Here is a 14336-nt window from a genome sequence, read left to right on the forward strand (position 1 = left end):
GTTATGTTTTTTTTTCTTAGTTATCGGTTTCTAATGGTGTAGGTGACGATTCAAAATTACGGAAAATTTTGTTAACTGTGTCCTTTTCTTTTGGCTTTATTCACCTTTGGAACGATTTTCCCCCTCAAAAAGTATTATTTTCTCCATGCGCGACGGCTTCGGGACCAAAACCGCCCATGCCGTTCGCTGCACGTACGGTCCACTTGCCTGTGGCGGAAGTGGCGGAAAACGACGTGGAGGTGGTGATCGTTAGCAGTACATTGTTGTGGAAGACAGCGTAGGCTGTGGCCTGCGGAGTAGCCTTCCAACAGAGTTTGCTGTTTGAGAATTGCAGTCCTGTCACGGTGAGATCTTCTGTCAGAGCTTTGGGATTCCATGTTGGGAACATGCGCTCGTAGCTGAAATTGGCAGCCTGATTGTCGCTCAGAATGGTGGAGTGGGGGCCATCGTAAGAGTTGATGCTGTGGCTGGCGGGAGACAGTATTTTACCGTCAGCACTTTGAGTGAGATATTCGCCAAGGATATAAGGGTTGGTGGCGTTCATGCCTTTTTCGATCCACCGCTCCGGCAGTATCGTAGTGGCAGCATGAGCATCGAGCACAGTGTGGAGGAAGACGCTGATGGGCTGGTTGCGCCATGTGCGTCCGTAGCACCAAGAGCCTTTGCCTTGTGACAAGTCGACGATGCGGCAATGGTCAAAGACATAGCCGAAAGAAGTCGTGGTAGACGGGGCTGTGATGATGCGATGACCGGTGCCGTCGGCATTGCGCGGCTCCAGACTCAACGTGGTATTGTCGAATCGGATGTCTCCGCCACCGCAGATGAAGTCTACGGTACCATGGATGTCGCAGTCGCGGAAATAGGCTTTCATCGCCGTGTTGCTGCTGTAGTAGGTATCCTGATGGGAGAGCATCCTCACCTTATTATATATAGTATGGTTGCCTGCGTCCTGCATGACAGCTGCGCGTCCGGCACGGCCTGCCTCGTAATACTCAAGGGCATTGTTGAGCGTGAGGTCCTGAAGATAGAGGCCGGAGCGGTTGTTGAGAAACATATCGGCCAGTCCCAGTCCTTCCTGCTCTGTTCGGGGGCGGGTGACGAGGATGGTAGCGTCCATGCTCTGACCGATGATCGAGAGACTGTCGGCGGGAAAGGTCTGTTCCGTCATGTTGCCAAAGTCATAAACGCCATTGGGCAGAAAGATTTTCACGCGCTGAGACTTATGCTCAGAAGTAGCGATTGTGTGGAAGATGTCAAGTACCGACTGAGCGTCGCCGGGTTTGGCAATGTAGTATCCTGCCGTCTTCTGAGACTCATGCAGTGCCTCCATCTCAAGGCTGGCCCAGATAAAGGGGCCTACGCCCTTGGCGTCGTTGTCGCGGATGGGCTCGCTGATGTAATAGTCGAAACTGCCGTCGCGCTTGTAGTTGGGCTTTTTCACGAGAGGGCCGGGACCGGGGCCCAAGCCGCTGACAGCGCAGCAACGAGTGAGAGAGATCGTCTTGTCGTCGTTGACACGGATGAAGTGTCGCAGGATGCCCTCGTAAGCTTTGATGCCGGCTGAGAGGTAGTTGACCGCCCGGCCGTCCACGTTGGCACTCTTCGGAAGGTTGCCGGTGCGCACGCCTTTCAGCAATACGTAGGCGAACATGCAGGAGGCGGTGGACTCAAGATAGTTGCGGGGGTCGTTGACATCCATGACGTCGTACCACACGCCGCTTTTCCCGTCCTGATATTTCACCACGGCAGTCATCACCCTTTGGAGCAGTTGCTGCAACTCAGCGCGGCGGGCATAGTCCTCGGGCAACACGTCGAGCACCTCGGTGATGGCCATGGCATACCATCCAAGAGCCCGTGCCCAAGTGTGCTGGCTCTGTCCTGTGGTTTTGTCGGCCCAAAACACGCTGTGGGTCTCGTCCCAGGCGTGTTTCCAAAGTCCTGTGGCGGTATCGAAGGTACGCCGGTCGGTGGTCGTGATCTGCTTCACGGCATCGTCGTAGACTTTGCGGGCCTGACGCGGCGAGAGGTGATTCTTGGCATAGAGACAGCGGAAGGGAAGTCCCATAAAGATGCCGTCGAGCCATACCTGACGGGCATAGATGGCCTTGTGCCAATATACGCCGTCAGTGGTACGCGGCTGCTTGTTGAGCTGATCAAAGAATATTTTGAGAGCTTGGTCTCTGCCTTGGCGTGCAGCGTTAGCGGCTGTCGTGCTTGGCTTTTCCTTGTCGAGCTGCTGCATTCGCTCGACGAGTTTGGCAGGCCGCACGTTGTCGAGGTTATAGTCTTTTTGGCTGTAGCCGGTGACCTTACCGTCATCTGCAATCATGTGCCGCAGATAGGCTTCGAGATATTTTCGGATGGTGTCACCGCCATGACGGAGATAGGTGTCGAGCATGCCTTCGAGCTCAATGCCGACAGCGTAGTTCCATTTGGGCTTCTTGGCGAAGTCGAGCAGCCAGGGCTGTGGGTTGCGCTGCATCTCGGAGTAAGCCATCCACTCGGCATAGGAGGAGTAGGGATTGGAAGCGTTGTCTTGAATGAGATTGCCATTGATGTAGAGATTGTCATAGACCATGTTGCTGGTCTGACCTGTGACGGAGACGGGCTTCTTCTTCACACCATTGAAACGGCAGTTGCGCACGGTGATGTCCTGCACATTGACGGTGGTGTCGAGTCCGATGACAAGGATGCCGTAGTCGCTCCTGTCGCAGGTCACGTTTTCCATCGTCACGTTGCGCACCAAAGGATTGAAGCCTCGATAGCAAGCCTCACGGGGCTCATAGTCGAGGTTGATCTTCAGCACAGCCTCACTGCACTGTCCTACCTTGATGTTGCGCATGTTGATGTTCTCAATGATGCCGCCTCGGCAATTGTTGGTCTTGATGCGCAGTACGCGCTCGAGATTGGGCGAGTCCATCATGCAATCCTCGGCGAAGACATTCTGACAGCCTCCGGAAATCTCAGATCCGATGACCACGGCCCCATGTCCGTCCTCCATCTTGCAGTTGCGGATAATGATGTTTCGGGATGGTCTTTGCCAAAGACGGCCGTCGTTGTTGCGTCCGCTCTTGATGGCGATGCAGTCGTCACCGGTGTGGAACGAGCAGTTTTTGATGATAACGTTCTCGCAGGCTTCAGGATCGCAGCCGTCGCCGTTGGGCCCTTCGTTCCATATCTTCACATTGTCGACGGTGATGCTTTTTGACAGCAGAGGATGGATGACCCAGAAAGGGGAGTTGATCAGTCGCACGCCCTTGATGAGCACGCGCTCGCACTGCATGACGTTGATGAGTTGTGGGCGCAGGCCTTGGCCGCGTCCGAAACGTCGTTTGTCAGGATCCACGCCGTCCTCTGCCATCTTCTGCAGGCGGTCGCGGGAGCCCAGATTCTGTGCTTCCTTGGTTATGCCGGCCTTGTAGCCAAAGCGCTCTTTGCCGCACATAGCCCACCACGTTGCGTTGCTGCCTCCTCCGTCTATGGTACCTTCACCAGTGATGGCGATGTCGGTGGCCTCACGGGCATAGATACATGGACTGTAGTTCCAACACTCCAGTCCCTCCCAACTCGTCTTGACGAGGGGATAGAGCTTGGTGTCGAAGACAAAACAGAGCGTGGCATCTTTGCTGACGACAAGGTTGACGTGGCTCAACAGACGCAGGGCACCGGTGTGCCACGTGCCTGCGGGGATAACGACACGTCCACCGCCGCTCTTCGCCATCTCAGCGATGGCACGGTTGATGGCTTTTTGATTTTTTGCTGCACTGGCCTTCGGGCTGGCACCATAGCGGGTGACGAGCACTTCACGGTCGGGCTGCTGGGGCAGGACGGTGGCACTCTCGATGCGCTTCACGGCTTCGTAGTCCCAGGCTGAGGCCTGCTCAGACCAAAGAGCTAAGAGCAGGAAGCTGAGTAGCAACTTCACCGTCGTCTGTAATGAATTCAGGAGTCTTTGCGTCATTTCTTTTTGCTGGATTGGTTGGTATTGGCTTTTAGTTGACAGGTTCAAAATTAAGAAAATAATTCCATTCCCTTTCGTTACTGCCACACCTTTTTAGGCTCATTGGAAGAATCTACCCCCATTTACATACGATTTTACACGATGACAGCCAGAGAAGTCTTTTGCGATGTAGATGTCTGCGATGTCGATTTATATACGATTTTACGCGATGACAGCCGGGTGATAGCTGATAGATTGTTTCGAAAAAAAGAAGCCATTGCTCACTCCTTCGGTGAGCAATGGCTTGATGGCATTGATAATGATCAGACAATTACAGTCCTCTCATCTTCAACAAAGCTTGGGCGTCGGGCTGCTGCAGTCCTGTGAAGCTTGAGAAAGCCTTCATCAGGTCCACGGTGTAACCGCGGCTGAGGATCTTGTCGCGGAACTCGTCGCCGGTGGTGCGCTTGAGAGCACCCTTCTGTTTGAATGTCATAGCAATGTTGTCTGCCAGGACTTCGGTCCACAGATAGCTGTAGTAACCGGCTGCGTAGCCACCACCCCAGACATGATTGAAATAAGACGTGAAGTAGCGGGGAGGAATCTGAGAGTCGAGAAGTCCCACCTTCTTCAGTGATTCTTGCTCAAAGGTCGTTGCCTGTGCTGCCGTGGGGATGGCACTCGACGGCAACATGGCCCATGCCATATCGGCACATGTGGCTGCTAAGTTCTCTCCCAAGGCATAGCAAGGCTGGAAGTTGATCGACTCCATCATCTTTTCTTTCAGTGCTTCGGGCATATGCTCGCCTCGGCTGTTGATGGCATAGTGGTTGAAGATCTCGGGGATGGAGGCAAAGCTCTCATTGAACTGTGACGGCATCTCCACGAAGTCGCGGGGTACGGCAGTGCCGCTGAGCGTGTTGTACTGACAGTTGGAGAGAAAGCCGTGCAGGGCATGGCCGAACTCATGGAACATGGTGGTTACCTCATCCCACGTCAGATAAGACGGCTGTCCTTCGGGTGCTTGAGCAAAGTTGCACACATTATATATAATAGGTAACTGATTCCACGCTTTGCTCTGCTTGGCAAAGGAACTCATCCAGGCACCGCCACGCTTGGTGGGACGGCGGAAGTAGTCGCTGTAGAACAGGGCGATGGGCTTGCCTGTGCTGTCGGAGACCTCAAAGACCTTCATGTCGGCATGATAGGTGGGAAGGTCTTTACGCTCCTTGAAGTTTAAGCCGTAGACACGGTGGGCGGCGTAAAAGACACCGTTGACCTGCACGCTGTCGATATTGAAATATGGTTTCACCTCATCCTCTGACAGGTTGAGTTGTGCCTTCTTCATCTTGGCAGAATAGTAGAACCGGTCGTAGGGCTGGAGCTGGAAGTCCGGCCCCATGGTCTGACGGGCGTACGCCTCGATGGCGGCTGTCTCTTTATCGGCATTGGGACGGTAAGCTTTGATGAGGTTGTTCAGGAAGGTATAGACGTTTTCCGGAGTTTTGGCCATCGTCTTCTCCAGTGAGTAAGCAGCATAGTTGTGATAGCCCATGATCTCGCCTTTTTCGGCTCTGAGCTTCGCCATCTCCACGACGATGGGCAGTGTGTTGTATTTACCCGTGCCGTCGCTGCGGTGGATGGAAGCTTCATAGACGCGTCGTCTCAGATCGCGGTTGTCGAGGTTGGTGAGGATGGGTTGCTGCGTCGTGTTGATGATGACGATGGCATAAGGAGCTTTGGCGCCACGGCTCTGTGCGTCTTTCTCGCATTGGGCGATGTCAGCGTCGCTGAGGCCGGCGAGTTCCTCTTTGCTGTTGACCCAGACGACAGCGTTGTTGGTAGCCTCTTGCAATTGTGTGCCCCATTGCTGTTGCAGGTCAGAGATGCGCTTGTTGATCTGTTCGACGCGGGCTTTCTTCTCTTTTGAGAGGAGTGCTCCGTTGCGGACAAATCCCTTGTAGATCTCCTCCAGAAGCCGGCGGTCCTCACCCTTGAGCTTGGAGAACTCATGGTCGTAGACATATTTCACCCGGCGGAAGAGTTTCTCGTTGAACGAGATGTCATTGTCCAGTTGGGTAAGCTGAGGCATGATGGCTTTCTCTGTCGCTGCAATCTCGGGTGTCTTGTCAGCCTCGTCGACACAGAAGAAGATGCTGGAGACGCGGTCTAAAAGCTTACCACTGTTCTCGTATGCAAGTATCGTGTTGCGGAAAGTCGGTGTCTGCTTGCTCTCAGCAATGGTATTGATGGCTTTGCGTTGCTGCGCAATGGCGGCCTCCAAAGCAGGCAGATAGTCGCTGGCCTTGATGCGGTTGAAGTCCGGAGCACCATAGGACAGTGTGCTGGGAATGAGCAGCGGATTGGTTGTCGTTGCTGTGGCGGACGGCGTTTGCGCCATGGACAGCATGACAGATGACGACAATCCTACTGTCAGAAGTGTTTTTTTAATTTTTGTGTTCATAGTCGACTCATTATTATATAGTATGTTTCTCTGTATGACAACGATGGTAACAATTGTGGCAGGTGGTGTGGCGTGCCTTGGGTCAAAGTTACTAAATAATTTCCAAATCGTTTGATAAAATGCAAGAAAGATTAAAACATGGGTCTTTTTTCTTTTTCTTGGCATATCGTTTGCAATTAAAATGTTGAAAGCTCAGAAGAGAAGGAGAAGAGATCTCATCATTTTTGAGTATTGCAAGGATGTGTGGAAAGCATTACCTTTGCATTCGGAACAACTTTAAACAACAAGATTATGGTAATCGAAAAAGTACATGCAAGAGAAATTTTGGATTCGCGTGGCAATCCGACAGTGGAAGTAGAGGTCACTCTTGATAATGGTGTGATGGGACGTGCCAGCGTACCTTCAGGTGCATCTACCGGTGAGAACGAGGCTTTGGAGCTTCGCGACGGTGACAAGAACCGCTTTGGCGGCAAAGGTGTCTTGAAGGCTGTGGCCAATGTCAACGACGTGATCGCTCCTGCGTTGAAGGGCGACAATGTGCTTGACCAGCGTGCTATTGACTATAAGATGCTGGCTTTGGATGGCACGCCGACAAAGAGCAAACTTGGTGCTAATGCTATCTTAGGCGTTTCACTGGCTGTGGCTCACACAGCTGCCAAGGCATTGGGACTGCCCCTGTATCGCTATATCGGTGGCTGCAACACCTACGTGATGCCTGTGCCAATGATGAATATCATCAATGGTGGCGCTCACTCCGACGCTCCAATCGCCTTCCAGGAGTTTATGATTCTCCCTGTTGGTGCTGCTTCGGAGAAAGAGGCTATCCGCATGGGCAGTGAGGTCTTCCATCAGTTGCAGAAGAACCTGAAGAAGCGCGGACTGTCCACAGCTGTAGGCGACGAGGGTGGCTTCGCTCCAAAACTCGACGGTATCGAGGACGCATTGCAGAGCATTGTCGACGCTGTGAAGGATGCCGGTTATGAGCCGGGCAAGGATGTGACTATCGCCATGGACTGCGCTGCCAGTGAGTTTGCTACTCAGCGTGATGGGAAGTGGTATTACAACTATAAGCAACTGAGCAACGGTATGCCTAAGGATCCTAATGGCAAGGAACTCAACGATGAGCAGCAGATCGCTTATCTGGAAGAGCTTGTCAACAAGTATCCTATCGACTCTATCGAGGACGGCCTCGACGAGAACGACTGGGAAGGCTGGGTGAAACTGACCAACGCCCTGGGCAAGAAGGTGCAACTCGTCGGTGATGATCTCTTCGTTACCAATACGAAGTTCCTGGAGAAGGGTATCACGATGGGAGCAGGCAATGCTATTCTCATCAAGGTCAACCAGATCGGTTCACTCACCGAGACTTTAGAGGCCATCGAGATGGCTCATCGTCATGGCTACAACACCGTGACAAGTCACCGTAGCGGTGAGACGGAGGACACCACGATCGCTGATATCGCTGTGGCTACCAACTCCGGACAGATCAAGACAGGCAGCATGAGCCGTACTGACCGCATGGCAAAGTACAACCAGCTGATCCGTATCGAGGAAGAGCTTGGTGACCGTGCTGTATATGGCTACAAGAAGCTGAAATAAAATTCGTTTTTCCGAAAGCTTTGGGTTGTGACCAGGGCTGGGGGAAGTTACAATGAAATCCATAAAGAACGAGGGAGCAGAACGCATCGTGCGTCTGCTCCCTCGTTGGTTTAGGATGGAGTGGGGAACAAGGAAGTCTGTTCTTTCACTGTATGGTCATCAAAACAGTTCCTGGCAGCCCGAGAGGAGTTTGTCCATTTTCTAAGACTCTCAAATATCGGCCTGTCTCACCATCGGTTATCCTTGCTTTTGAAACTCGGTTGGAGTCATGCCCGTTTCTTCTTTGAAGCATTTCGTGAAATACTTGGGATTGGAAAACCCCAAGGCGTAGGCTATCTGCGATATGGACAACTCGTGCAGCTTCAACATCTCTTGGGCGCGGTGCATCTTAACGTTCCGCATAAAATCCTGGGGCGACATGCCGGAAATACCCTTCACCTTGCGGTAGAGCGTAGACCGCGACATGAGCAAGTCTTGAGACAATTGGTCCAACCCATAATCCGTGTCGTCGATGTGCTTGTCTATCAGAGCCATCAGTTCGGCAACAAACGGTTCTTCGGTGGCTTTTCCGGTGTTGTCTGCCGCTCCCTCAACGAGCGCGTCAACGCGTTTCTGGCTGTGGTAGTATCTCAGGGCTGATTGGTTGGTGTGGGAGATGATAGCCCTGACGATGAGAAACAGCCCTAAGCATGCTAAAACGATGTAGGCTGTAAATGCTGCCTTCGTCTCGTACCATGCCGGCTTCCTGACAATCGTTGCCAGGTCGAACGGTTGGCTATAACTGCCGTCAGCCTGCTGGTATCTTACCAAAAAACGATGCTTGCCGCGAGGAAGTGAGCTATAGAAAGCGGTAAAGTCTTCAGCCTTGACGGTATTCCACGAATCGTCGACACCTTCAAGAAGATATTGTACTGTGCTTGAGGCTGTGGGTGCGTAGACAAGTGGCGAAAAACGAACAGCAATGTTACGGCTGTGGGAGCCCAGCACAATGAAGTCTTTTCGTGTGTCGTCATCGGGATTGTCGAAAATCGCACTTGAATCTCCCACTATCACATCGGTCAGTGTAAAGTGGTATCCTTTGGGTAATGGTATGCAGGAGGAACTGTGTGCTACTTGAACCACACCGCCATGGCCGGCAGCAAAGATGGAGCCCTTTTCATCTGTGCAGATAGCCCTGCCACGAAAGGCCATAACGTTGATGTTGCCGGCGTTGGCAGAGTAAATGTTTTGCTGACCAGTGTTGATGTCTATGCTGCGTAGGCGCTTGTTGGTCATGACCCACATCTTGTCGCCGCTGGGTTGCAAAGTCAGAAACACGCCGTATGAATCGGAACCACCGCCTACGGTGATGAATTTGTGCTTCGACCGGTCGCTCCTGACAAGCCGGCCGAGTGACGTCGCCATCCACAATGCGCCATTGGCATCTGCACAGAGACTGACAACAGATTCGTCGGCCGCAAGCATGGGGATGGCGATTCGTCCGGCTATCTGGATGTTGCTGCCGTCAAAGGCTAGGCGGTAAAGGTTATGGCCCACGGCAGCCCAAACGTTGCCGTTGGGTTCTATGGTAATCGCGTCTGGTGATTGTACTACACCCGTAGCAGCTGATACCGTGGTAGCATTCTGTCGACGGACGTATAGATTCGGTGTGGTAAGAATCCAAAGGTTGCCCCGATGGTCTTCATAAAAGTCTTTGATGGTTCCGGGATTATTTAGCAAGTTGCTAAGGTCTATTTTCTGCGCAATATGCGGCGTACCCTTTGAGGTGGTAATCTCTAACAATCTGCTGCCGAATCGGGTGCAGGCCCACAGATTGCCATTGCGTGAGCGTTTCAGTAGTGATACTTCTCCTATTCCAAGCTGTCCCAAGGGTTCCGTCTGCCCCGTTTGCATATTGTAGCGTAGTAGGCCATATCTGTCCTGCCCTATCCATAGCGATCCGCCGGCAGCGGCAAGCGATGTGATGTTAGGATCATGGTGGAGAAGACGGCTGATGTCTTGAAGAGGATAGTTGACAATGCCCGAATTGTAGAAGGAAATGATGTAGCCCATGTCGTAAGAGCCAAGCCAGAGATTGCCCTCACGGTCTTTGATGATCTTGGTAAACATCTTGTAAGGTTCAATGATGTGGGAGATGTCCACGGGTACAAGTTTTCCTCCTGCGTAGCGCATAGCGTGCAATTCGTTGTAGGAAAGAAGCCACAGATAGCCAAAGGCATCATCTTGTGCCATACTGTAGATGATGGGATCGTCATTATTGGTGCCCGTAACCTTAAGTGGCTGCCGGATGTAGCACGCCGACGAACTTGTGTGTGGATTGAAAAGATATAATCCTCCGCCCCATGTGCCAATCCAGTAGTGTCCCTGCTTGTCCTGCAACATCGTGTATGGTGTAGTGTTGTTTGGCATGTCCGGGTATCTTGAAAAGTGTTTTCTGTGGCGGTCGAAAAAGAACAGGCCTTTCTGCGACATTACCCACAAACGATGAGCGTGGTCAATGTAAAACTGATGAAAACCGTCATCGCTGCCACCGGTGTATAGTTGGTATCCGGCAACATGGCCGCCATCGGCAGAGTAACGGAATATATGATTGCCGCTGCCTATCCATACCTCATCGGTAGAGTGGTCCACGGCCACGTCGTCGATAGGGCGGTTGTCTATATGGTGGTCTTTAAGCTTGTGGGTGCGATAGGTTAACTTGTCGTAGATGGTGACTCCCTTGGCAGTACCAACCCATAGGTAGCGCTTGGTGTCATCCATATAGGTGATGCCGTTGTTCGTGAGGAGTTTAGGACGGGAATAGTCCCGGCGGAATGTGCGCAAGTTATAGCCGTCATAACGAACCAAGGCGGACGTTGTGCCAAGCCATATATATCCTTCGCTGTCCTGATGAATGTCGAAAACCTCGTTTGAATACAGACGGTAGAAGAATGGGAAAGGATGGGCGACAATATGCCAATTACTGGTGGCTTGCGTGGAAAAAGCCTTCACGACAAGTAATAATATAATGAGTAGTGCCTCTTGGATTTTTTCTATCATTGTCAGACTGTTTTTTATCGGCAAGGCTTCTTTCTCCCCATGATGAAATCTGGCCGCCCTTACTATCATGTCGTGGGTGATGACCGAAGCTGGGTAGGAAGTCCCATGGTATTATGCCTCTATTAACACGGTACAGCAAAAATACAAAAAAGATCTTAGAAGCGGACTTTTTTTGATGATTATTTCCATGTCAGGCAGCTTTATGAATGTCGAATGAGTCAATTGATAATGCTTTGTAATATTCCATACTAGAGTTACAAAGGAGTGTGTTCATGAATTGAAGGTTATGATTTTCGGTGCAAAACCGATAACAGACAGGCAAGCCCGAATTGCGGGTAAGCCTGTCTGCTACTCTTTGATAAAAGCCTGTATCAATATCCAGGGTTTTGGATGAGCTTGTCATTCTTCTATATTTCATCCAGCAAAATCGGAAGCAAATAATTCTTGTTGTTCTAAGAACGTTTCTGTACCTCCTTGATGGTATTAGTGCCCTGAGCACTGGCTACATGCCTGATAGTGTGGCTTCTTTTTGCACGTCGTAGCCACGTCCACAACGTCTTGAGAAACTTGGCATTCTTTTTAAATATCACATTGAGCTTGCTTTTGTCTTGACCGGCATTTGCAGATTTTTGTAGCCAACATACGAGAAAGAGAACTTGACTTCGGCATTGTTTGTTTCTTAAAGTGAAAGATTGGTCTGTTCATTTTTCTCTGCCTTGATGATGCCATTGGCTGCTTTCAGTCCTTTTGCCGACACGCTGACGGTCACTTTGCCAGTTTTTTTGCTACTTTTGACAACGAGCAATGCACGTCCCTTCCACGCTTTATGTGTCGTGGCGTTGTAGGCGTTGGTGTCGGTGATGTCAGCGTTGCCAAAGGCAGCCAGAGTGCCTGCTCCTGACACCTTTGCTGTAAGCATAGTGTCGGCGTTGGGACAGATATTTCCGTCTTTGTCGACAATTTCCACTTGGACGAAAGCTAAGTCTCCTTCGCCTGCTTCTATGGAGCTGTTCTCTAGCTGTAAGCGTATGGCTGCTGGTTTGCCAGCTGTAGTCAATGTGCGAGTTTCCATGACTTTTCCGTTGCTGATGCCCTCGGCACGTAGTGTACCAGGACTATAGTTAACTGTAAATGTGGCTTTCATTTCCGTGGCGCGGCTCACCTGCTTTTCACCAATAAGCCTTCCATCAAGGTACAATCTCACGAGTGGGTACCGTGAGTAGATCTCAATATCAATAGGCTTACCCTCGTGGTGCGGCCAGTTCCAACTTTCCCACGTGGGCCACACGGCCCATAGCCCCAGGTTGATCTTGCCATAATATCCGTCAGGTTCTTTGACTGCGAGGTAGAGTTTCTCCTTGTCGTTCCACAACAGATCACGGTAGTGAGAGATAGGTTTGCGCCAGCCTGTGAGGTCTATATCTCCGCAATAGGCGGCGTGACACGGCCAGAGTGGCCTTTGGTAGCTCTCGCCCGGCACTTGACCATCATACCAATAACGCCCAATGCCCGATTCCCCGAGATAGTCTATGCCCGTCCATACAAAGTCACCGATTACATAGTCGTTGTCGTGGACGATTGTCCAGTTCCTAAAGGCATCGCGCGGAAAACTCTCCGTTTGCCACATAATCCTGTTTGGGACACGCTGGTGGTCCGCAGCGTGCTTCTGGATGAGATAGTTGTAGCCCACGATGTTAACTTGGGCCGCCAGTGGGTCATAGATTTCCCAGTCGCTGTCCCACGCTGCCAGTGCAGTTGTAGTAGGGCGGTTGTCCAGCTTGTGTATTTCTTCCGTCAGTTTGCGTGCCGTTGTCACTATTTCTATTTTCTTTCTCTCTATGACCTCGTTGCCGGTGCTCCAGGCTATGATAGAAGGATGGTTGCGGTCGCGGAGAACCATTGCGTCGATATCCTGTTTCCACCATTTGTCAAAGAGAGTGGAATAATCGTGTGTGTTCTTAGCTTCTCGCCAACCGTCAAATGCTTCGTCTACGACGAGCATGCCGATCTTGTCACAAGCGGCAAGGAAAGCCTCTGAAGGAGGGTTGTGAGATGTTCTGATGGCATTGAACCCCGCGCTTTTCATCAGTTCCACCTTGCGCGCCTCAGCGCGGTCGAATGCTGCCGCACCGAGTATTCCGTTGTCGTGGTGCAAACACCCTCCGTTGATCTTAACTTTGCGACCGTTAAGTAAGAAGCCGTTGGTGGAAAAACTGATGGTGCGGATTCCAAAAGTCTGGTATGTTGCGTCCACGGGCTTTCCGTCTGACAAGACTGTCACCTTTGCTGTATAGAGGTAGGGTGTTGTCACATCCCATATCTTCGGATGGGTAATAATGAGCTGCTGGGTCACGTCTCGTCTCTCACCCGGCTTCAATGCTACCTCGCCAGAGATTCCTTTGGCTGAGCCTGTCTGTGCGACAACTGATAACTTTTGATCTCGGGCCGTCTCGTTGACAACAGTGGTTGTGACTTTCACGACAGCCTCCATGCTGGTCATCTTCGTTGTCCTTACTACGACTCCCCAATTTTCGATGTGTAGTTTCGGCGTATGTATGAGCCAAACGTTGCGGTATATGCCGGAGCCACTATACCAGCGGCAGTTTTTCTGATGGGAATTGTCTACTTTCACAGCGACAACGTTTCGTCTGCCTGGCTCTATAGCATCAGTGGCATCGCAGTAGAAAGATGAATACCCATAGGGATGGCCACCCACCATCTTACCGTTTATGTAAACTGAGGAGTTCATGTAAACACCCTCAAAATACAGCCAAACTTTCTCACCCTTCATAGACGACGGCACGTTGAAGGTCTTGCGATACCATGCTATGCCGGTAGGATAGTAACCTCCGTCGTTTCCAGCAGGTGCTAATCTGTCGGGGCGTGACTCTATACTCCAGTCATGGGGTAAACAAATCTCTCGCCATGAGGCATCATTATAATAAGGTGTGGATGCGTTGGAGTCGGCTCTAAGACTGAACCGCCAGTCGGTGTTGAAGAGTATCTTACGCGTTAGTGGCTCTTTTGCCATAGATGTGATGCTCACGCCAAGGGCAAGAATAGTAGTAGCAAATATTCTAAAAATAAACATATAATATAGTTATTGGGTTGACTTTACACGTTACAAAATAAGCGGTTTCTTTAATTTTGAATGAGTTATTTTTGTGTCATTGAGGTTGAAAATATACTCAATGACACAAAAATAGCCTTATTTTGACTTGATTTTGTACTTTTACCTAACCTAAGTCAGTATAATACTCCCCAATTTTAGTATAGGAGCCTAAGCTCAAAAAA

At 51.0% G+C, this 14336-nt stretch carries 5 protein-coding genes and 1 pseudogene; 1 reads left to right on the forward strand and 5 read right to left on the reverse strand.

What is annotated here, in order from left to right; genetic code table 11:
- Positions 1-124: 124 nt before the first annotated feature.
- From FYJ73_RS15865 to FYJ73_RS05725, 3 genes and pseudogenes are all read right to left on the reverse strand, one after another.
- On the reverse strand, positions 125-1330 hold the full coding sequence (locus FYJ73_RS15865; RefSeq protein ID WP_235899248.1) for a pectinesterase family protein: 1206 nt from the start codon (positions 1328-1330) through the stop codon (positions 125-127).
- Positions 1316-3961, reverse strand: a pseudogene (locus FYJ73_RS05720) (glycoside hydrolase family 88 protein); the annotation flags it as partial. The gene FYJ73_RS15865 and the pseudogene FYJ73_RS05720, both read right to left, overlap by 15 nt.
- Before the next feature lie 310 nt (positions 3962-4271).
- Positions 4272-6404, reverse strand: coding sequence for a M3 family metallopeptidase (locus tag FYJ73_RS05725; protein WP_154533750.1), 2133 nt, complete (start codon positions 6402-6404; stop codon positions 4272-4274).
- A gap of 291 nt (positions 6405-6695) precedes the next feature.
- Between FYJ73_RS05725 and eno the strand changes: the two genes are divergently transcribed.
- Positions 6696-8003: a phosphopyruvate hydratase gene (gene eno, locus FYJ73_RS05730; protein ID WP_154533751.1), complete on the forward strand. Its 1308-nt coding sequence runs from the start codon at positions 6696-6698 to the stop codon at positions 8001-8003.
- A 237-nt stretch (positions 8004-8240) separates the two neighbouring features.
- On the opposite strand, the gene FYJ73_RS05735 is transcribed toward eno, so the two are convergent.
- The gene (locus tag FYJ73_RS05735) at positions 8241-11042 is read right to left on the reverse strand and encodes a two-component regulator propeller domain-containing protein (RefSeq protein WP_206081705.1); all 2802 of its coding nucleotides are present in this window, start codon (positions 11040-11042) and stop codon (positions 8241-8243) included.
- 679 nt (positions 11043-11721) lie between these two features.
- Complete coding sequence (locus tag FYJ73_RS05740) at positions 11722-14133, reverse strand: glycoside hydrolase family 2 TIM barrel-domain containing protein (RefSeq protein WP_154533753.1); 2412 nt, start codon at positions 14131-14133, stop codon at positions 11722-11724.
- Between the last annotated feature and the right edge of the window lie 203 nt (positions 14134-14336).

Origin of the sequence: Hallella mizrahii, from assembly GCF_009695775.1 — a bacterium.
Taxonomy (GTDB): domain Bacteria; phylum Bacteroidota; class Bacteroidia; order Bacteroidales; family Bacteroidaceae; genus Prevotella; species Prevotella mizrahii.

Coding starts and splice junctions, on each gene's coding strand:
- FYJ73_RS15865 (WP_235899248.1), bottom strand. CDS start 1,330: ATGGAGGCACTGCATGAGTCTCAGAAGACGGCAGGATACTACATTGCC.
- FYJ73_RS05725 (WP_154533750.1), bottom strand. CDS start 6,404: ATGAACACAAAAATTAAAAAAACACTTCTGACAGTAGGATTGTCGTCA.
- eno (WP_154533751.1), top strand. CDS start 6,696: ATGGTAATCGAAAAAGTACATGCAAGAGAAATTTTGGATTCGCGTGGC.
- FYJ73_RS05735 (WP_206081705.1), bottom strand. CDS start 11,042: ATGATAGAAAAAATCCAAGAGGCACTACTCATTATATTATTACTTGTC.
- FYJ73_RS05740 (WP_154533753.1), bottom strand. CDS start 14,133: ATGTTTATTTTTAGAATATTTGCTACTACTATTCTTGCCCTTGGCGTG.